Origin of the sequence: Leptolyngbya sp. Cla-17, assembly GCF_016807185.1 — a bacterium.
GTDB lineage: Bacteria > Cyanobacteriota > Cyanobacteriia > Leptolyngbyales > Leptolyngbyaceae > ULC077BIN1.
The window spans coordinates 1,645,239-1,665,180 of sequence record NZ_JAEVYN010000001.1; the positions used below are offsets into that span (position 1 = coordinate 1,645,239).

Sequence of the window (19,942 nt, forward strand, 5' to 3'; positions counted from 1 at the left end):
CGGTCAACTTACTAGGATGGCAACTCCTCTACTGCATCATCCTTCGTATTGGTGTTGCGAACGGGAGTTGATCGATCAAACTTGAGATGAATTGCGCGAGTTTGAACCCCATCTACAGCAACTGCCAAAATGGGAAAGTCAATCAAACCGTCTTGAAATGACATTTGGAAGCGGAAGGTGCCATCTGGATTAAGTGGTACTGGGCGACCTGCGATCGTGAGTGCGGCATCTGGTTCTGTTGCGCCATAAATAATTAGCTCTGCATCCGCCACTAGCCAAAACTTGCGTGAGCGAATTGGGGGCATAGAAGCAAAGAACCCAATACCAGACATGCCAACTCCTGACATCATGCCGACCCCGGACATGCCGATTCCAGACGTGGTTAAGCCACTCATGCCAACTCCTGACATCATGCCGACCCCAGACATGCCGATTCCAGATGTAATCAAGCTGCCTATACCAGATGTGGTTAAGCCACTCATACCGACTCCTGACATCATGCCGACCCCAGACATGCCGATTCCAGATGTAATCAAGCTGCCTATACCAGATGTGGTCAAGCCACTCATACCGACTCCTGACATCATGCCGACCCCAGACATGCCGATTCCAGATGTAATCAAGCTGCCTATACCAGATGTGGTCAAGCCACTCATGCCAATACCAGACATACCAACCCCAGACATGCCGATTCCAGATGTAGTCAAGCTGCCTATACCAGATATGGTCAAGCCACTCATACCGACTCCAGACATGCCAACTCCTGACATGCCAACTCCTGAAGGAGAAACATTGGAGCGGTCAGTTTGCATTGAGCCATACAGAGAACCCGCCGCGCGATCGCTTTCGGCTCCAAGTGCTAGCTCGTACATCGTCTCGTGAATGGTGTGTGCTTTCTTTCCATAAGGGAGTGGCATATAAAAGAGTCTCTCCCTCAATTCTTCATCCCAATGAATAGTAATGTCTTGTTCTTCCATGCAATCCGATGGATAGATCGGCGGAATCCGAACTGGGGCAGACCGTGCCAGCATTAACCAGCGCTCATCATTTGTCAGGTAGCCAACTTCTACAACATAGTCGCGATCGCTCAGGGGCACTGGAATATACCAATTAGTAGCAATTTCTTCACAGTCATATTGCTGCAAACTATGCGGTTTTTGTTGACCCGGTTCTACATCCGTTACGTCGTAAAAGCGCAGTGCTAATCGATCGCCACCTTCACGGCGCAGTGATGCTTTGTGGCTCTCGGAAACATCCCAATAAGCATATGCCCACTCTGGATCGCGAGGCATTAATACAATCTTGCTATCTCCATAGTTAGCAGGCAGCGCAACTAACCCATCATCTACATTTGCAAGTGGGTTATCCAATTTAGGAAATTCTGCGATCGCCTCTCCTTTTGCTGGCTTTGGCTTAGGGATTTCCATAGGCAGTTGGGTCGAATCTTCTTGAGATTTCTTTGCCCATATTGCCGCTGCACCCGCCGCCAATGTTGCACCTGCTGCTAACCCCAAGTTAGGGTCGGAGTCCTTCGTAGTAGTGGACGCTTCAGCAATTGGTGGAACAGGTGGAGTAGAAACCGGAGGTTGAGCAACGGGTAGAACTGGTGAGACAGCTGGAATGGAAGGTTGAGCATTCTCAGCAGCAGGCACTCTAGCTACAGGGGGTAGCGATCGCTCTACGCCGCTGGGAGTGGGAGGTGCAACCGGGGTGCGCCGTCCTCTGCCAGACCACCAGATCCATCCCAAAATCGCAGCAGGCACCAGCAAGAGCCAAGGAATCAATCCTTCTAAGCTTTGATTGGTTGCATCAGGCCCCGGAGCAGTTGCTACCGGCTCAGGGCTAGGGGAAGTGACTGCATTGGGAGAGGTGACAACTTCTGGCGACGTCGCACTGGGAAAAACTGTTGGCGCGGGTGCTTCTTTGCCAGGGGAGATCGCGGCAACCTCAGTTTGACTAGCCGCTGCGATCGCTGCCAAACCGGATGCCCCTGTTGCATAGGTCAGAAAATTCTTAGCTGCGGCAGAAGGATTGCCCTTGGCAATAAAATAGCGGGGCTGGGAAAATGGATAGGCAGGATTATCGGGCAATGTTTCGTGCATCGAGATGATCTTGACTCCATCCACGCCTTTTACCTGGCTGTAAACCGCGTAACCAATGCCATCTTTACCCAGTTTTTGGATTACCTCAGCAGTGCTATCTTGACTCACCGCTTCGGCAGTTGCTCCCGTTTGAAATGGAGCCGTCTTAAAGATGGGATAGGTCTTAAAAGCCCGACGAGTATCGCTCGTTTCGGGACGATCAACAAACCGGATTTTACCTGAAGTGCCGCCTAACTGAGACCAATCCGTAATTTCTCCCCGAAAAATTTTGGCAAATTGCTCAAAAGTAACGTTATCACTGTAAGGATTCGCTGAACTAGTAATAATTGCAATCTTTTCACGCCCAATCGAAACGGGAACTAGCCCTTTCTGCTTTTCTGTCGCAGTTAGAAGTCGCCCGATCGCTGCTAGATCAACCTTTCTATCTAATAGTGCTTGCAAAGCCGCATCTGACCCATTGCCGCCTAAATCAACGTTGGTTCCTGGAGATTCTTTTTCATAGCGTTGCTTTAAAGACTGATTGACTGTTGCCATGCTGCTAGAGCCATCAATTCGCATAGTAGAACCCGTCGGAACGGCTTTTGGCAGTGCTGTCGGAGAACCATCAGGAGACTGAGCAATTACAGTCTCTAATGACCAGTACACGGCCGCTATGGGACTAGCAGCCAAAGTAATCAGCAATGCCAGGTTAAGTATGGAAGGGGACTTCTTTTGCGACATAAAAATAAAAATGACCTAGAAATTTGTATTGACCTTATTTTTTCTTAACAAGTTACGCTCAAAATATCTCAGCAATTTCTCTCATAGTCAATAACGATCTCGAAGCGCTTGGTACGCCTCTTGTCATTTTCTCCTCAGCGGAAATATTTTTCTGTTGAACGTTTGACCCATCCCATCGCCTGATATAGTCCCAATAAGTTCTTGTTTAAACCATAAAAATTATCTGTGCTGTAGATAAGGCATCTTTTTCATGAACCCATTGCCCCACTTAAGTGCGATCGCTACTGACTCTACTGCTTCCTTTCAAATCATTCCAGTCACAACGGCCGCCGAACACGCTTTATTTTTGGATGTTCCTGCGATCGTCTACGCGACCGATCCCCACTGGGTGCCTCCCCTCCGCAGCGCTGTTGCCAAACAGCTAGCTCCCACTAATCCCTTCTTTGAATACGGCACGTTGCAGGCATTCATTGCCATAGAAACACAATCAAAATCATCGTCACCAAAACCCTTAGGGCGAATCGTTGCGGCTATTAATCAGCGCCTCATCGATCAAGAAGCAGAAAATATTGGGCTATTTGGTTATTTTGAATGCATTCAAGATTTTGCGATTGCTCAATCGTTGTTAGAAGGTGCTAGCCAGTGGTTGCGATCGCAAGGCATGGTTAAAATCCGAGGACCCATCGACCTTTCCACCCATAACAATTGTCTGTTTCTAGTGGATGGATTCGACTCGCCGCCCATGATTATGATGCCTTACAACCCGCCTTACTATCCCCAGTTTATTGAGCAAAACGGCTGGCACAAAGCCAAAGATGCCTATGCCTACAATTTCCCGCTGGATGAGCCATTACCTAAAGAGTTTGAAAAAGCTTTTCACTTTGCCTGTCAAGCAGGAGTAACTTTTCGTCCGATTCATACCCAAGGCAAAGATTTTGAGGCAGATGCAATTAGCCTATATCACCTGTTTAACAAAGCCTTTTCCGCTAATTGGAGTTCCACGCCCCGCACTCAGGAAGAATTTTTGGAAGAAGCAAAATCACTCCAGGATTTGGTTGATCCTGACGTGTTTCCGGTTGCTGAATACAACGGTGAGATGATTGGCTTTTGGATGGCGCTGCCAGATTACAACATTGCCCTCAAGCATGTGAACGGTAAATTGAACTGGCTCGGGATTCTTAAATTTCTGTGGTATCGTCGTCAAATTGATCAAGGGCGGGTGATTGCGATTTGTGCGCTACCAGAGTACCGCCGTAAAAGAGTGGCTCTAGCGTTGATCTACTTGGGTATGATGGGCGGCATCCAGAAAGGAAAACCTTACCGACGGGCTGAACTATCTTGGGTTTATGAGGACAATTTCCCTTCCCGCAAACTGATCGAAGCGTCTGGCGGTACGATCTACAAAACCTATCGAATTTACGAAAAAGCGCTGTAGATTAAGGCTTTTTTGTTGAATCATCTCGATAGCGAAGCGCCGACTTGTCAGTTCGCATCAAACGAGACTACCAAAGCCTGATATAAGTAAAGACGAACATGCCTGTCGTGCAGGACATTGTTCTAATGCCCACCTGATTCGTTAAATAAGCATGGTAGCGATCGCAATTTTAGCCGCCGGACGTGGAACCCGCATGAAGTCTGACCTGCCGAAGGTTTTGCATGGCATGGGCGGGCGATCGCTTGTGGAATGGGTACTGAGTAGCGTAGAAGATATTCATCCTGTACGACGGTTGGTTGTTGTGGGCTATCGTCACGAACTGGTGATGGAAACGCTATCAGATTCACAGAGTGAAAACCCAAATCTACCAGCACTGGAATTTGTTGAACAGCGAGAGCAACTAGGAACAGGGCATGCTGTTCAACAGTTATTACCTCACCTAAAAGGGTTTGAAGGTGATTTGCTGATTCTCAATGGTGACGTTCCCTTACTGCGTCCTCAAACCCTAAAGCTGTTGTTGCAAACTCACCAAAAAAACCGCAACGCCGCTACTATTTTGACGGCTCAACTGCCTGATCCAAAAGGGTATGGAAGAGTGTTCCGCACTGACCAAAACCTATTGCAGCAGATCGTAGAAGACCGCGATTGCACTCCTACCCAAAAGCAAAATCATCGGATTAATGCTGGCGTGTATTGCTTCCGTTGGGCTGATTTAGCGAGAGTGCTGCCGCAGCTAACTACTAATAATGACCAAAAAGAGTATTACCTGACAGATGCAGTTAATTACATGAAACCCGTGATGGCGGTAGATGTAGAGGATTATCAAGAGATCTTAGGCATTAATGATCGCAAACAGCTTGCCGATGCATACACCATCTTGCAAAGCCGCATTAAAGACGAATGGATGAGGAAGGGAATTACGCTAGTTGATCCCAGCAGCATCACAATTGATGACACCGTTGAGCTAGAACCCGATGTCGTGATTGAACCCCAAACTCACTTGCGCGGCAAAACGGCGATTGGTGCGGGTAGCCGCATTGGTCCGGGTAGCCTGATTGAGAATAGTCAGATTGGTCGAAATGTGACGGTGCTGTATTCGGTCGTAACTGATAGTTTCATCGCCGAAGGGAGTCGCATTGGTCCCTATGCTCATTTGCGTGGGCATGTGAAAACCGGATCGCATTGCCGAATCGGAAATTTTGTGGAACTAAAAAATACAAAATTGGGCGATCGCACCAATGTCGCGCATTTGTCTTATCTAGGCGATACCACTGCTGGCAATCAGGTAAACATTGGCGCAGGTACGATTACCGCTAATTATGACGGCGTGAAAAAACACCCAACTCACATTGGAGATCGCAGCAAAACAGGTTCAAACAGTGTGTTAGTTGCCCCTGTCACTATTGGTCAAGACGTGAATATTGCGGCAGGTTCCACCATTACCGAAGATGTGCCGAACGATTGCCTAGCGATCGCTCGCGCTCGTCAAGTGATCAAACCGGGTTGGCGCTTGAAACCCAAGTCTGATCAGAAAAGTACGGATAATTGAGCAGTCTGACACGAGGCCGCGACATCCAACACGCCCTACTCTTGCACTGCAAAAGCAGGGCGATGATGACTCCAAGGTTGTGCGGCTTCAATCTGGGCAGCGAGAGCAATCAATGTCGCTTCTTCTGCCGGACGACCAACTAACTGCACGCCTACTGGCAATCCTTCAGTTGTGAATCCTGTAGGCAGGGCAATGGCGGGTTGTCCGCTAGCATTAAAAGGTGGACAGGGAGCAATCCAGTTAACAATATTTTTCAGTGTTTTTTCAGGCCGATCCTTTGCCCACTCGCCGACCCGGATGGCGGGATGCATATAGGTTGGCACTATCAATACATCTACCGTGTCGAAAAATTCCACAATTTGGCGCGCGATCGCCTGCAACCTAGCTACGGCCCTTAAATATTTACCGGAAGAACAAAACCGAGCGCGCCAAGCAAACCAGCGACTCATCTTGCCTAAAAACAGTTCAGGAATGCCGACTTCATTCAAAACAGCTTGAAAAACCGTGGTAAATGGCTCAATCAACTCGCTGACATCTACAAAGTCTTTTGCTTCCACAAAGTGGCCTAATTTCTCTAATAGAGTGGCTGTACTTAATATTGCTTGCCGACAGTTTTCATCCGCTTCGCCGACGGGCAAAATCGCGGTGCAGTAAGCAATCCGTAAACGCTTTGGAGAAGTTTGAGTTGCCTCAAAAAAAGATCGTTCTGGATTAGGAAGCCAGTAAGGATCACCAGAAACATACCCTGCCATTACATCCAGTAGTGCTGCCGCATCAGCAACCGTGCGACCAATAGATCCATTAGTCGCAAGCCCATTCAACCGTTCACCAACCGGTGCGTAGCTGATTCGTCCACGGGAGGGCTTAATTCCAACCAGCCCACAACAAAAAGCTGGACCTCGCACCGAACCGCCGCCATCGGAAGCCTGGGCGATCGCGCACAAACCCGCTGCCACTGCCGCCGCTGCCCCTCCACTTGATCCACCAGGAGTATGCTCTAAGCTCCAAGGATTCCGAGCAGGCGCAAACCCCCGCGCCTCTGTATAAGGCAACATGCCCATTTCCGAGGTAGCTGTTTTGCCAAGAATAACGAATCCTGCCTGTTTTAGCTTGGTTACCACACCATCATCTTCGGTAGCAATTCGGTTCTTCAAAATCTTGACACCGTAGGCACAGGGTAAATCGATTACAGGATTTAAATCTTTGACTGAAATTGGCACACCGAAGAATGCTGGCAATTCTTCTGCTGGCGTATGGACTAGGAGTTCAGTTTTGGTCTTAGCATCCGCGATCGCCAGATCCGCCGCCACCACTACATAACTCCCTAAACTGAGATTCAACCGTTGAATTCGCTCTAAGTAAACTTCAATTAAATCTAGAGGCGAAATCTCTTTACAACGAATCAGCCGAGCTTGTTCTGTTGCCGTAGTGAAAGCTAGATCGATTGAATTCATGAATAGTTTCTTCTTAAAAGCATCTAACCTGCACGTTTAGTACCCACACCATTCACTAAATACCCAAACAATTTAGTTTGAGTTTGTCGATTCATTCCCAAACGCCAAAGATAAATCAATACAACTCACATGACTTTTACTGCCTCCTGCTTGAGTAATGGAAACCCTAATCGTTCCCGTTGCATAAGGTGAATTTGAGCCACCTGACGAGCCATAGTCCGAATTTTCCCGATATAACGCGTCCGTTCTGTTACAGAAATCACACCGCGGGCATCTAACAAATTAAACGTATGCGAACATTTCAAAACCTGATCAAAAGCAGGTAGCACTAATTCCTTACCTATCAACTGTTCAGCCTCTTTCTCATACAAAGAAAACAGCATAAAAAGTAGCTCAGGATTAGATGCTTCAAAATTATACTTTGAGCTATCTATCTCACTTTGCAGATAGATGTCTCCGTAGGTCAACGTATCATTCCAGCGAATATCAAAAATTGAATTAACCTCTTGCAGATACATCGTCAGTCGTTCTAGACCATAAGTAATCTCGATCGACACAGGACGACAATCAATCCCGCCACATTGCTGAAAGTAGGTAAATTGAGTGACTTCCATTCCATCTAGCCAAACTTCCCAACCAACACCCCACGCACCGACTGCCGCATCTTCCCAGTTGTCCTCCACAAAACGCACGTCATGTTCTTCTGGGAAAATTCCTAGCGCCCGCAACGACTCTAAATAAATTTCCTGAATGTTATCCGGCGAAGGCTTAACTAGAACTTGATACTGATAGTAATGTTGTACTCTATTAGGATTTTCTCCATATCTTCCATCACCGGGACGGCGACACGGCTCAATATAGGCAACTGCCCAAGGTTCTGGTCCAAGCGCCCTTAAAAAAGTGTGGGGACTTTTTGTCGCCGCCCCTTTTTCAGTATCGTAAGGTTGGACAATTAAGCAACCGCGATCGCTCCAAAAGTGGTTTAACGTACTTACAACAGACTGAAAATTCACAGCTATCCTCCAGCAGTCTTGTATCACGCTTTCAATTTTCACGTACAGACCCTACATGTAAACCTTTATCTTCACTTTTTTATCCAGTAATCTCCTCACTTCACTACAAAGCATAGGAAAGGGAATACCAGTAGATAAACAAAATTCGCGCACCACCTTTACCAAAATACTTCCTACACATATGTTTTAATTCGCCCCGTAATTTCGCCCTTCATAATTCCCCATTCAATTTAGTTGACAAGTGAGATTAGGGAGGTTATCTTAGTAAAGCGGTCGAAACGGGGGAGCGAGAGCGACTCTGATTAAAACCGCCAGGACCTAGACATAGTAATAGTTTGAAAGCCACGAGAGACATAAGAACCTCGTCAATAGATAATAGTTTAGGGGGTTAAAACCCTAAACAGTTTGGATGGATAAGGGATCTGTATAGGTCTTTTATTTTGATATAAGTAGAGCTACAAACTCCAATCAACTTGAGAGAGTTGGAATAACATGGAGAGTTTGATCCTGGCTCAGGATGAACGCTGGCGGTATGCTTAACACATGCAAGTCGAACGAAAGTCTTCGGACTTTAGTGGCGGACGGGTGAGTAACGCGTGAGAATCTGCCTATAGGTTGGGGACAACAGATGGAAACGTCTGCTAATACCCAATGTGCCGAGAGGTGAAAGCTTTAGTGCCTGTAGATGAGCTCGCGTCCGATTAGCTAGTTGGTTAGGTAAGAGCTGACCAAGGCGACGATCGGTAGCTGGTCTGAGAGGATGATCAGCCACACTGGGACTGAGACACGGCCCAGACTCCTACGGGAGGCAGCAGTGGGGAATTTTCCGCAATGGGCGAAAGCCTGACGGAGCAATACCGCGTGCGGGACGAAGGCTTTTGGGTCGTAAACCGCTTTTGTTAGGGAAGAAGAACTGACGGTACCTAACGAATCAGCATCGGCTAACTCCGTGCCAGCAGCCGCGGTAATACGGAGGATGCAAGCGTTATCCGGATTTATTGGGCGTAAAGCGTCCGCAGGTGGTTTATCAAGTCTGCTGTTAAAGCGTGGGGCTTAACCCCATATAGGCAGTGGAAACTGAGAGACTAGAGTACGGTAGGGGTAGCGGGAATTCCCAGTGTAGCGGTGAAATGCGTAGATATTGGGAAGAACACCAGCGGCGAAGGCGCGCTACTGGGCCGAAACTGACACTCATGGACGAAAGCTAGGGGAGCGAAAGGGATTAGATACCCCTGTAGTCCTAGCTGTAAACGATGACAACTAGGTGTTGCGCGTATCGACCCGTGCAGTGCCGTAGCTAACGCGTTAAGTTGTCCGCCTGGGGAGTACGCACGCAAGTGTGAAACTCAAAGGAATTGACGGGGGCCCGCACAAGCGGTGGAGTATGTGGTTTAATTCGATGCAACGCGAAGAACCTTACCAGGGCTTGACATGTCGCGAATCCCGGTGAAAGTCGGGAGTGCCTTCGGGAGCGCGAACACAGGTGGTGCATGGCTGTCGTCAGCTCGTGTCGTGAGATGTTGGGTTAAGTCCCGCAACGAGCGCAACCCTCGTTTCTAGTTGCCATCATTAAGTTGGGCACTTTAGAGAGACTGCCGGTGACAAACCGGAGGAAGGTGGGGATGACGTCAAGTCAGCATGCCCCTTACGCCCTGGGCTACACACGTACTACAATGCTATGGACAAAGAGTTGCAAGCCAGCGATGGCAAGCTAATCTCATAAACCATGGCTCAGTTCAGATTGCAGGCTGCAACTCGCCTGCATGAAGGAGGAATCGCTAGTAATCGCAGGTCAGCATACTGCGGTGAATACGTTCCCGGGCCTTGTACACACCGCCCGTCACACCATGGGAGTTGGCCACGCCCGAAGTCGTTACTCCAACCGTAAGGAGGGGGATGCCGAAGGCAGGGCTGATGACTGGGGTGAAGTCGTAACAAGGTAGCCGTACCGGAAGGTGTGGCTGGATCACCTCCTTTAAGGGAGACCTCCCGCTAGACCAAGCTTTTGATAGCAGGGTTTAGACGGTCAACCTAAGGTCGGTCGAGGTCTATGTATTAAATGGCTTTCAAACTATCTAGGTAAGGGATATGGGCTATTAGCTCAGGTGGTTAGAGCGCACCCCTGATAAGGGTGAGGTCCCTGGTTCGAGTCCAGGATGGCCCACCATCTTGTTGGGGGGTTTAGCTCAGTTGGTAGAGCGCCTGCTTTGCAAGCAGGATGTCAACGGTTCGAGTCCGTTAACCTCCACTCCAATTCAGCATCTTATTTCAAGAGTGTTTATACCTAAGGGTATTTATTCTAGTTGAGAGAGCCTGCTGGATTAAAGTCCAGTTAGAACCTTGAAAACTGCATAGTAACTTGTCAGGTAGGAACAATAGATAGTGATTTGTTTTTGATGAACACATCAAAAACTTTGATACTAGATATTGATTCACAGACACCAATGTGTAACTTAAGAAAGTTAAAGATAGTGGTCAAGCTAATAAGGGCTCATGGTGGATACCTAGGCACACAGAGGCGAAGAAGGACGCAGTTACCGGCGATACGCCCCGGGGAGTTGGAAGCAAGCATTGATCCGGGGATTTCCGAATGGGGCAACCCTACATACTGCCACCTGAATCTATAGGGTGGCGAGAGCGAACGCAGCGAATTGAAACATCTTAGTAGCTGTAGGAAGAGAAAACAAACGTGATTCCCCTAGTAGCGGCGAGCGAAGCGGGAACAGCCTAAACCAGTAAGCATGCTTACTGGGGTCGTGGGACAGCGATATGGAATCTAGCGGTTAGACGAAACAGTTGAATGCTGTACCAGAGGAGGTGAAAGTCCTGTAGTCGAAAACTTAAAGATACTAGCTGAATCCCGAGTAGCCTGGAGCACGTGAAATTCCGGGTGAATCAGCGAGGACCACCTCGTAAGGCTAAATACTACTGTGTGACCGATAGTGAACCAGTACCGCGAGGGAACGGTGAAAAGAACCCCGGAAGGGGAGTGAAATAGAACATGAAACCGTGAGCCTACAAGCAATCGAAGCACGATTTAACGTGTGACGGTGTGCCTGTTGAAGAATGAGCCGGCGACTTATAGGCACTGGTAGGTTAAGTCGAGAATGACGAAGCCAAAGCGAAAGCGAGTCTGAACAGGGCGTTAATCAGTGTTTATAGACCCGAACCCGGGTGATCTAACCATGTCCAGGATGAAGCTTGGGTAACACCAAGTGGAGGTCCGAACCGACTGATGTTGAAAAATCAGCGGATGAGGTGTGGTTAGGGGTGAAATGCCAATCGAACCCGGAGCTAGCTGGTTCTCCCCGAAATGTGTTTAGGCGCAGCGGTAACGATTATAGCTGGGGGGTAAAGCACTGGTTCGGTGCGGGCTGCGAGAGCGGTACCAAATCGAGTCAAACTCTGAATACCCAGTGCACACGTTGCCAGTGAGACGGTGGGGGATAAGCTTCATCGTCAAGAGGGAAACAGCCCAGACCACCAGCTAAGGTCCCCAAATCATCGTTAAGTGATAAAGGAGGTGGGAGTGCATAGACAACCAGGAGGTTTGCCTAGAAGCAGCCAACCTTAAAAGAGTGCGTAATAGCTCACTGGTCAAGCGCTCCTGCGCCGAAAATGAACGGGGCTAAACGATGTACCGAAGCTGTGGATTCGAAAGAATGGTAGGGGAGCGTTCTGTTGTAGTTTGAAGCATCAGCGAAAGCAGGTGTGGACGAAGCAGAAGTGAGAATGTCGGCTTGAGTAGCGCAAACATTGGTGAGAATCCAATGCCCTGAAATCCCAAGGTTTCCTCCGGAAGGCTCGTCCGCGGAGGGTTAGTCGGGACCTAAGGCGAGGCCGAAAGGCGTAGTCGATGGACAACGGGTTAATATTCCCGTACTTAGTTTAGATTGTGAAGAGGGACGGAGAAGGCTAACACAGCCGGATGTTGGTTACCGGTTCAAGCGTCCAAGGCAATGAGGAACGGAGAAAACGTTCTGAGCGGAGGCGCGAGTACGAGGGGATACGTCCTCGAAGTGTGTGATGTCAAGCTTCCAAGAAAAGCTCTAACCACGTTAATCTAAACTGACCCGTACCCGAAACCGACACAGGTGGGATGGTTGAGAATACCCAAGGGCGCGAGATAACTCTCTCTAAGGAACTCGGCAAAATGACCCCGTAACTTCGGGAGAAGGGGTGCCACCGAGAGGTGGTCGCAGTGAAGAGGCCCAAGCGACTGTTTACCAAAAACACAGGTCTCCGCTAAGTCGCAAGACGATGTATGGGGGCTGACGCCTGCCCAGTGCCGGAAGGTTAAGGAAGTCGGTTAGCGCAAGCGAAGCTGGCGACTGAAGCCCCGGTGAACGGCGGCCGTAACTATAACGGTCCTAAGGTAGCGAAATTCCTTGTCGGGTAAGTTCCGACCCGCACGAAAGGCGTAACGATTTGGGCGCTGTCTCGGAGAGAGGCTCGGCGAAATAGGATTGTCTGTGAAGATACGGACTACCTGCACCTGGACAGAAAGACCCTATGAAGCTTTACTGTAACCTGGAATTGGGTTCGGGCTTTGCTTGCGCAGGATAGGTGGGAGACGTTGAAGCAATTCTTGTGGGGATTGTGGAGTCAACGGTGAGATACCACTCTGGTGAGGCTAGAATTCTAACCCTTTGCCGTTATCCGGCGAGGGAACAGTTTCAGGCGGGCAGTTTGACTGGGGCGGTCGCCTCCTAAAAGGTAACGGAGGCGCGCAAAGGTTCTCTCAGGCTGGTTGGAAATCAGCCGTAGAGTGTAAAGGCATAAGAGAGCTTGACTGCGAGACGAACATGTCGAGCAGGGTGGAAACACGGCCTTAGTGATCCGACGGCGCTGCGTGGAAAGGCCGTCGCTAAACGGATAAAAGTTACTCTAGGGATAACAGGCTGATCTCCCCCAAGAGTTCACATCGACGGGGAGGTTTGGCACCTCGATGTCGGCTCATCGCAACCTGGGGCGGTAGTACGTCCCAAGGGTTGGGCTGTTCGCCCATTAAAGCGGTACGTGAGCTGGGTTCAGAACGTCGTGAGACAGTTCGGTCCATATCCGGTGCAGGCGTAAGAGCATTGAGAGGATTCCTCCTTAGTACGAGAGGACCGGGAGGAACGCACCGCTGGTGTACCTGTTATCGTGCCAACGGTAAACGCAGGGTAGCCATGTGCGGAGCGGATAACCGCTGAAAGCATCTAAGTGGGAAGCCCACCTCAAGATGAGTGCTCTCATGGGGTAACCCAGTAAGGTCACGGGCAGAACACCCGTTGATAGGCTCTAGATGGAAGTGCAGCAATGCATGTAGTCAAGGAGTACTAATAGACCGAGGGCTTGACCTCAGATCGTTGGTGTTGACAAGTACTATGCAGCCTTTAAGGTTTTAGTTATTACATGATTTCCTGGTGTCTATGGCGTAGTGGAACCACTCTGATCCATCTCGAACTCAGCTGTGAAACGCTTCTGCGGCAAAGATAGTTGGACGGCTGCGTCCTGCAAAAATAGCTCGATGCCAGGTTTATAAATGAAAAAGGTCTGAACAACTAAAGTTGTTCAGACCTTTTTCATGTGTAAAAAGAAATCTTTACTATACTTTTATCTTCTTTTACTTCTCCCTGACAGAGGTTTTATGCTGGAGTCAGACATTATCCAACTAAATAGTGGCAATAAAACATTAAGCCAAGAGAATCTTAAACAAATCGTCATCTAATTCGTAGCCAAATATTTGTGCCATCGCTTTCATGTTGGAGTAGCCTTCTATATTTTGCTTTTTCATCCAGTTAGTAAGGATGAAAATTTTATGCATAACAAAGATTTCCAACGCTTCTGGATTGTATTTAATTCCATCTTTTAGGTGAAATTGATGAGGTACAAGCATAGCGGTGTAGCGCACGAGTTCTCCTGCTTTCCAGTCGAGTAGGTAAGGTAGCCAAGGATAAAGTGCATCCAACCGCACAAACCACAAGCGAATTTCAGAGATTTCAGAAAGTTCCCGAGGATCTTCAGGATCACGAGGAAAGGTAATTTGAAACACAAGCTGCTGTTCAAATTCAGAAAAGAGACCCGTTTCTATCAATGGGTCGAGCGCTAACTGAGCAGGGCTTAAGTCAAGATCATTAATTTGCTTGGCATTTAGAATAATTACGATTGGCATAGATAAAGGCTATACAGAAAATCTTTTTGGCTTTTCCCTGCATTAATAGTTGAAGGGCTTGTAAATTAGAATTTCAAAAAATTGTGAAAACAATTTTATTCATTCTACGCTTTTCACATCTTATGTTGAAATGCCTGCGATATTGCTTGGCATTTCCTCAGCTCTCGCACAAGCCGTAGTGCTTGATGTTGATAGAGAGGAATTGGCAAAGCAGCGGGTAGTTTACTCATCACTTCACGTGCAAGTTGAATACCACAGTCAGAGATTCGAGCGATCGCGTTAGCACAATCAAATACCGCGTCTTTGGAAAGCGTCTGTTCAACATGAACCGTCCAGGTACGGGGCAGTAATTCGCCTCGTTCAACTCTTTGCAAACTGTCAATGGTAGCCATCACGATCAGACGGTCACCTACTTCAGTTTTGCTCTCATCTAAAGGCATTAGCCGAGCGTTTTGAGCATAGCGTTGATGCAGAATAGGCACAACACCATAGCCGTAAGCAATTTCTGCAAGCAATCGTCCATGGAGAGTATCATTCTCGTTTATAGAATAATCAGTTACTAAAACGGTTTGTTCATTGACTCGCATCAGGCTAAGAATATTCTCTCCAAAAGCAGCCGCAACATAAGCTTCTGCTGCCAAATCGTAAGCACATAGAACCTTAGCGTAGGGCAACAGACGATCAACGCTGGCACTAAAGCGATAACTAAAAGTGCGAATGACCACTGCACAGTTTGGATTAATCCGATGAGCCATTAACCCAATTTCTAGGTTTGCCATTTCATCATCCGTAGCGACCACAACGCTTTTTGCAGTTTCCAAATTAACTTTACTCAAGCTGGTCGCTAAATCTCCAATCTTTAAGGACATCAGAGGTAACACTGTTGCTTCTAGAGGAGTGTCGCTGATGCCAACCAATGGCTGCTTAATTTGCTGTAAAAAAGTTGCGACCCGTCGTCCTACTCGGCCTAACCCAATGAGGACAACATGGTTCTGATCAGGAATGGCAGGACGCTTTTTCGGTAACTGAAACTTTGCAGATAAAAGTGTTTCGGTCAAAAGTGCATAAAGAACTGCGATCGAAGCAGTTCCTGCCAGCATATAGGTCAAATTCATCAAGCGCATCCACAATGGCGTTTCATCTTCTGGTTTTAGAGCTGAAAATACCGCATCATCGGCTCCTAATAACATGATCGCTACCGTGTAGAAGGCTTTGGGAAAATTGACGTGTCGGGTCCTTATTAAAACGAGGGTTCCTAGTATCAGTAGCAATAGCAACATCACCCCAACAATTAAAGCAACCCGTTTGGTCTGCTGTTGAGCAATAGAACTCCAGAGGTCTGCCACTTGCCGAGTTAGATTTTTTTTGGAAAAGCGATCGCTCAATCTTTTCCAAAAAGGAAGCGATCGATCTCTTTTCTTAAGAGCTTTCTGGGCAGAGGTTTCATGGCTATGCAGATTAAAATTTGTTAGAGTCTCTGCGATTTCCACATAGGCAATTTGATCACCCGGCTGTACTTGTATATCTGGATTGAGTTGATAAAATTCCGTTGATAAGGATGTGCCTTTTGGGGTGTAGCTAAGCACTCGTCGAGTTTGGGTGTTTAGCTCATGTAAAAGGCGATAACACCAGCGGTGATCACCGTAGATTGGTAGTTTTGTCACTCGCAACAGGCTTTCTTCTAACGTGATAAAACCGCAAACTTCACTGTTTAGTGCAGCGATCGCAAATGCAGGAGCTGGAAGTTGGGTTGCTTCAAATGCTACAAAGTTTCCTAGTTTTTCTGCTACCAGGTCGTTCAAGTTTTCTTTTGCCGAACGCACAATAATTCGCACACCTGGGTTTAGTAACCGCACCTCAAAGGCTGCCTCAATGTTCACGCGTTCATCACTAGCAACCAGCAACACCGCTCGGCAATTTTTTACACCTGCTTTCTCCAATAAATCAGCTTGTCGGCAATCACCAATCAACAGATTTTCCAGCAGTTCTGGAAATTGATTTACTTCCCAGTTCAAAGGTTGAGTCAAGGTAATTGCGCTAACCAATACGCCAAACTCTTTTAGCACTGACACACAAAATTGTCCTAAACTGCCTAACCCGCACACTAAAAACAGCGAATTTTGTGGAGATTGAGTGGAGACACTATCAACTGGCATGGGCTATTGTAAGCAGAGTTCAACTTCTTCTCTCCAATATGCATAGGAAATGAGTTTCTGACCACTCCTTTTAATTGTTTTTATGGATAAGCAAGATGTACGTGACTGGTGTTGGGGTGGTAAATCTTACTATGCTGTGAGTCTTGCTGGTTTGTCCTTCCTTCTTACTGCTAAGAATATGAGGATGAGCATGTCTTCACCTTCTGTTTTCAGTGGTAAAAATTATGCTTTGTGTATCGCATTGAGCACTTTACTTAATTCCTAAGATTGTTTTTTGGCAAGGGGGACGCTCAGAAAGTCGTTTAACGTAACCCACTATGGCAGAGTATTCACTTAAATCAATCTGAAACATCATTTGGCAATAAGTAATCAGAGAGCCGAGCGCCACATCTGCCACACTAAATGATTCATCTATAATGAACAGCTGATTCGCCAATAAATGATTCAGCATCGTCATGTGGCGCGGCAGTTCCGTTTTTCTAACTGCGTCTGAAATCATTGCTGGACTTAAAGTAGCGTTGGCGTAGTTAATCCATTGATTGAGTAGCGATCGCCGCTTCAACGTTAGATTCGGCTCACCATATTTTTCTGCTAGGTATAGCAAAATTGCCCCTGATTCCCACAGTTTAAAGTCTCCTTCTACAATGGCAGGCACCTTACCAATGGGATTAATTGTCAAAAAAGCAGGTTGGTGATGTTCACCTGCTTGCATATCTAGCAAGACAAATTCGTAGGGAACTGCTAATTCCTCCAAATACCACTGAACAATGGATGCCCGACTGCGGGCACCCCCATAAAGTTTTAGCATCAGCTTCTCAGTTGTAAAGAAAGTGTCAAAAACTATCTGTTAGTAGCCATCATCAGTCAATAGCAAGAAGTGACCTAATTAGCTTCATAGCACTTTGTGAGTATATTCATGCTGCTTAACATTATCTTCTGTTCGGACAATACGCTGAATATTGAGTACGCGCTTACGCTCAATTGAAAAGTTGAAGTCACTTTTACCTGTGCCAACAGGAATGTGAGTTTGGGCTATGGAGCGAGCCTTGTAAGTCCGAGTCGCGGCAACTAAGCGGAAGGCAAAATCATCACAAAACTGAGCTTCTACGGGAAATTCCGCAGGAATATAAGTGGTGTCATTCATTAAGACAGAACCAAAGGTTGTTGCGATCGCAGTTCCATAAGAGGTAGCGATTCCCTTGAGAATCGCTTCTAATGCCGCCGAAGGAATTGGCTCGATCACTTGAACTTGATAGATTTCTCCCTCTTCTTTAATGAAACAGGTCGCTAAGCCCAGCACTACGTAATCGTCTGCAACAATGCCAGACGTATCTAAATCAGCTGTTGCAATTGTCATAAGTCGTTCCACTTGATCCCTAAAAATGCGTGGGCTGTATAAGGTTGAATTTTATCAACATCCATCGTGGCATAGGTGAGTTATTGACGCTGATTCGTGTTTCTTAAAGATTAAGCAGTCAATCGGAACTTTTGCGTTAGCCACAGTGTCTTTCATATAGTGAATTTTGCGATCGCATCCGGAGCAAGGATTGACGGTTGTGGAGAGATAAGAAGTCGTGTGTAGTTCCCCTAGTTAAGCTCATTTGAGGGTCTTTCAGAAATTTCATTTGCAGCCTGTGTAGAAACTAATAGAGAAAATTTTATCTAAATGCATCTCTGGGGTGATCTGTTCAAGTAGTTCACCAGTCTAAAGATTAAATACATAGGCAAGTGACACAAAACTTCGACTTTTTCAAGCGATCGCTCCATACGGTTAATTTATATTCACGTGAGAACGGCATGAACCTCCGCATGTATCCAAGGCAATCAACCAGTTCTAGACGCTTGCGTCGCGTGCCGCTATCTTCTGCGACATTTGCAAATAGAGAACAGCCAATGCCCCTTCCTAAGCAAAGTGTCCATAGTCAAGCCTTAGCAATTACTCAAGCATCTTCTGCCAAATGGGCACACCCGCTGATTGGCTCACCACTCACTCACTTGAGTCAAACCGAGCAAGAAACTCTATTGAGACAGCAAGCATTAAGCGACGCACAACGTGGGCATTACGCTGAAGCCATCGATTTATTTACCTGGTTGATTAACTACAATCCTGAGAATGTTAGTAGTTTTAACAACCGCGGATTGTTGTACTTTCAAACTGGACAATTTAGTCAGGCATTAACAGACTATAACCAAGCACTGCGCCTCAACCCACGATTGGCAAAGGTGTATAACAATCGAGCAAATTGTTATGTTGCCATGGGAGATTTAGAAGCCGCGATCGCAGATTATGAAATATCGATTGACCTAGATCCGATTGATATTCGGGCACGCCTAAATTTGGGAATTACGTTTCGAGATTTGGAGCAGTATGAAGCAGCGATCGAAACCTTTGATTTAGCGCTTCAGATTAGTCAGTTCTTGAACACTACTGACTTCTTAGGAGTTCCTACTTCAGTGGAGGGACATTTGTATGCCGAACGAGGACGCACCTATCACCTTTGGGGCGATTGGAACTATGCCATTTCGGATTATGACCATGCTCTCTCTCGCTTGCCTCTTACAGGCTACAAAGCCGATGCATCGTACAAACTGCGTTTCCAAATCAACGATTGGCTAAATGAACTCCTGAAGCCATTGAGATGACAGAAATCCGCAAAATCCAAAAACCTAAGATGCCCAGCTCCTTCTAAAGTTTAAGCATCTTCGTTTATTACCAAAATTGTCTTTTTTAATTGCCTGCTCGATCTGAGACATTAGGCGGGTTTAAAGCCTTTACAGCAGCCGGCGCAGGCGCTTTCCAAACGATTTGCCGACGCTGTGGGTCAATGCGCCCAGTTAACTCTTGCATTGATTCTCTTGCTTGGCTTGGGTCGAAGTAATAACTAAATTTTGATTGCACTTGCTGTACGCGGCTGCCAGTCGATTTAACTGCCGCTTGAAGCTCTTGTAGCTTGATCTCTTGGGAAGAGCGATAAGGCAATAGCTGGAACAATGCACCAATGGCTGCGATCGAAAGCACGGCGTTGACTGTAATCTTAGCGACTGTTTCGCACGCGATCGCTCGATAAGGCTTTGTCTTTCTACGAGGCTTTGCCTTTGCCCTTGCTTTAGGTACAACCCGTAAAGGTCTAGCTGATTGAGGTGTTGGTGTTGGTGGCTTCAGTGCGTACATACTAAATGCTTTAACTAACTTAAGAGCAGCGTTAAACCCTCTAGACTTTACTCTATTGTTCCCAATTGGGGTCAAAAATCCAAAACTAATTTTTTATAGCAACAGGTTGGTTCAACGATCTCAGCTAATAAAGCGGATTTCTCTAAATCAAATCACCTTATTTCTGAATTCAATTTAGGTTGTC

At 47.1% G+C, this 19,942-nt stretch carries 11 protein-coding genes, 2 tRNA genes and 3 rRNA genes; 8 read left to right on the forward strand and 8 right to left on the reverse strand.

Going from position 1 to position 19,942, the window contains the following annotated elements:
• Positions 1–11 precede the first annotated feature (11 nt).
• Entirely contained in the window at positions 12–2,822 is a 2,811-nt protein-coding gene (locus JOY44_RS32635; protein WP_171572991.1) for a DUF4912 domain-containing protein, read from the reverse strand.
• A 250-nt stretch (positions 2,823–3,072) separates the two neighbouring features.
• Here JOY44_RS32635 and JOY44_RS07420 point away from each other — a divergent pair, with 250 nt between their 5' ends.
• Together JOY44_RS07420 and glmU are read left to right on the forward strand one after the other, a co-directional pair.
• Positions 3,073–4,257: a GNAT family N-acetyltransferase gene (locus tag JOY44_RS07420; protein WP_171572992.1), complete on the forward strand. Its 1,185-nt coding sequence runs from the start codon at positions 3,073–3,075 to the stop codon at positions 4,255–4,257.
• A gap of 151 nt (positions 4,258–4,408) precedes the next feature.
• Complete coding sequence (glmU, locus tag JOY44_RS07425) at positions 4,409–5,806, forward strand: bifunctional UDP-N-acetylglucosamine diphosphorylase/glucosamine-1-phosphate N-acetyltransferase GlmU (protein WP_171572993.1); 1,398 nt, start codon at positions 4,409–4,411, stop codon at positions 5,804–5,806.
• Positions 5,807–5,841: 35 nt separating this feature from the next.
• Here the strand turns inward: glmU and JOY44_RS07430 are convergent, their stop codons facing one another.
• Positions 5,842–7,260 carry an amidase gene (locus tag JOY44_RS07430; RefSeq protein ID WP_171572994.1) on the reverse strand — a complete coding sequence of 473 codons (1,419 nt, stop codon included), beginning with the start codon at positions 7,258–7,260 and terminating at the stop codon, positions 5,842–5,844.
• 125 nt (positions 7,261–7,385) lie between these two features.
• Positions 7,386–8,279 (reverse strand): glycine--tRNA ligase subunit alpha, encoded by an 894-nt coding sequence (glyQ, locus tag JOY44_RS07435; protein ID WP_415881108.1) that lies wholly within the window; start codon positions 8,277–8,279, stop codon positions 7,386–7,388.
• Between the two features lie 483 nt (positions 8,280–8,762).
• Here glyQ and JOY44_RS07440 point away from each other — a divergent pair.
• The 5 genes from JOY44_RS07440 (at position 8,763) to rrf (ending at position 13,794) form a co-directional block, all read left to right on the forward strand.
• Positions 8,763–10,250, forward strand: a 16S ribosomal RNA gene (locus JOY44_RS07440).
• A gap of 113 nt (positions 10,251–10,363) precedes the next feature.
• A tRNA-Ile gene (locus JOY44_RS07445) sits at positions 10,364–10,440 on the forward strand.
• Positions 10,441–10,448: 8 nt separating this feature from the next.
• A tRNA-Ala gene (locus JOY44_RS07450) sits at positions 10,449–10,521 on the forward strand.
• A 225-nt stretch (positions 10,522–10,746) separates the two neighbouring features.
• Positions 10,747–13,618: ribosomal RNA gene (locus JOY44_RS07455) — 23S ribosomal RNA — on the forward strand.
• A gap of 59 nt (positions 13,619–13,677) precedes the next feature.
• Positions 13,678–13,794, forward strand: a 5S ribosomal RNA gene (gene rrf, locus JOY44_RS07460).
• The 16S, 23S and 5S rRNA genes sit together here with 2 tRNA genes alongside, the layout of an rRNA operon.
• Before the next feature lie 156 nt (positions 13,795–13,950).
• On the opposite strand, the gene JOY44_RS07465 is transcribed toward rrf, so the two are convergent.
• The 4 genes from JOY44_RS07465 to JOY44_RS07480 form a co-directional block, all read right to left on the reverse strand.
• On the reverse strand, positions 13,951–14,430 hold the full coding sequence (locus tag JOY44_RS07465) for a CRR6 family NdhI maturation factor (protein WP_171572996.1): 480 nt from the start codon (positions 14,428–14,430) through the stop codon (positions 13,951–13,953).
• A gap of 113 nt (positions 14,431–14,543) precedes the next feature.
• The gene (locus JOY44_RS07470) at positions 14,544–16,586 is read right to left on the reverse strand and encodes an NAD-binding protein (RefSeq protein ID WP_171572997.1); all 2,043 of its coding nucleotides are present in this window, start codon (positions 16,584–16,586) and stop codon (positions 14,544–14,546) included.
• A 250-nt stretch (positions 16,587–16,836) separates the two neighbouring features.
• A complete protein-coding gene (locus tag JOY44_RS07475; RefSeq protein WP_171572998.1) occupies positions 16,837–17,394 on the reverse strand; it encodes a glutathione S-transferase family protein in 558 nt (185 codons plus the stop codon).
• An 84-nt stretch (positions 17,395–17,478) separates the two neighbouring features.
• Positions 17,479–17,943, reverse strand: coding sequence for a hypothetical protein (locus JOY44_RS07480; protein WP_171572999.1), 465 nt, complete (start codon positions 17,941–17,943; stop codon positions 17,479–17,481).
• Positions 17,944–18,314: 371 nt separating this feature from the next.
• Here JOY44_RS07480 and JOY44_RS07485 point away from each other — a divergent pair, with 371 nt between their 5' ends.
• On the forward strand, positions 18,315–19,229 hold the full coding sequence (locus JOY44_RS07485; RefSeq protein WP_197985041.1) for a tetratricopeptide repeat protein: 915 nt from the start codon (positions 18,315–18,317) through the stop codon (positions 19,227–19,229).
• Positions 19,230–19,314: 85 nt separating this feature from the next.
• Here the strand turns inward: JOY44_RS07485 and JOY44_RS07490 are convergent, their stop codons facing one another.
• Complete coding sequence (locus tag JOY44_RS07490) at positions 19,315–19,758, reverse strand: hypothetical protein (protein ID WP_171573000.1); 444 nt, start codon at positions 19,756–19,758, stop codon at positions 19,315–19,317.
• Positions 19,759–19,942 lie beyond the last annotated feature (184 nt).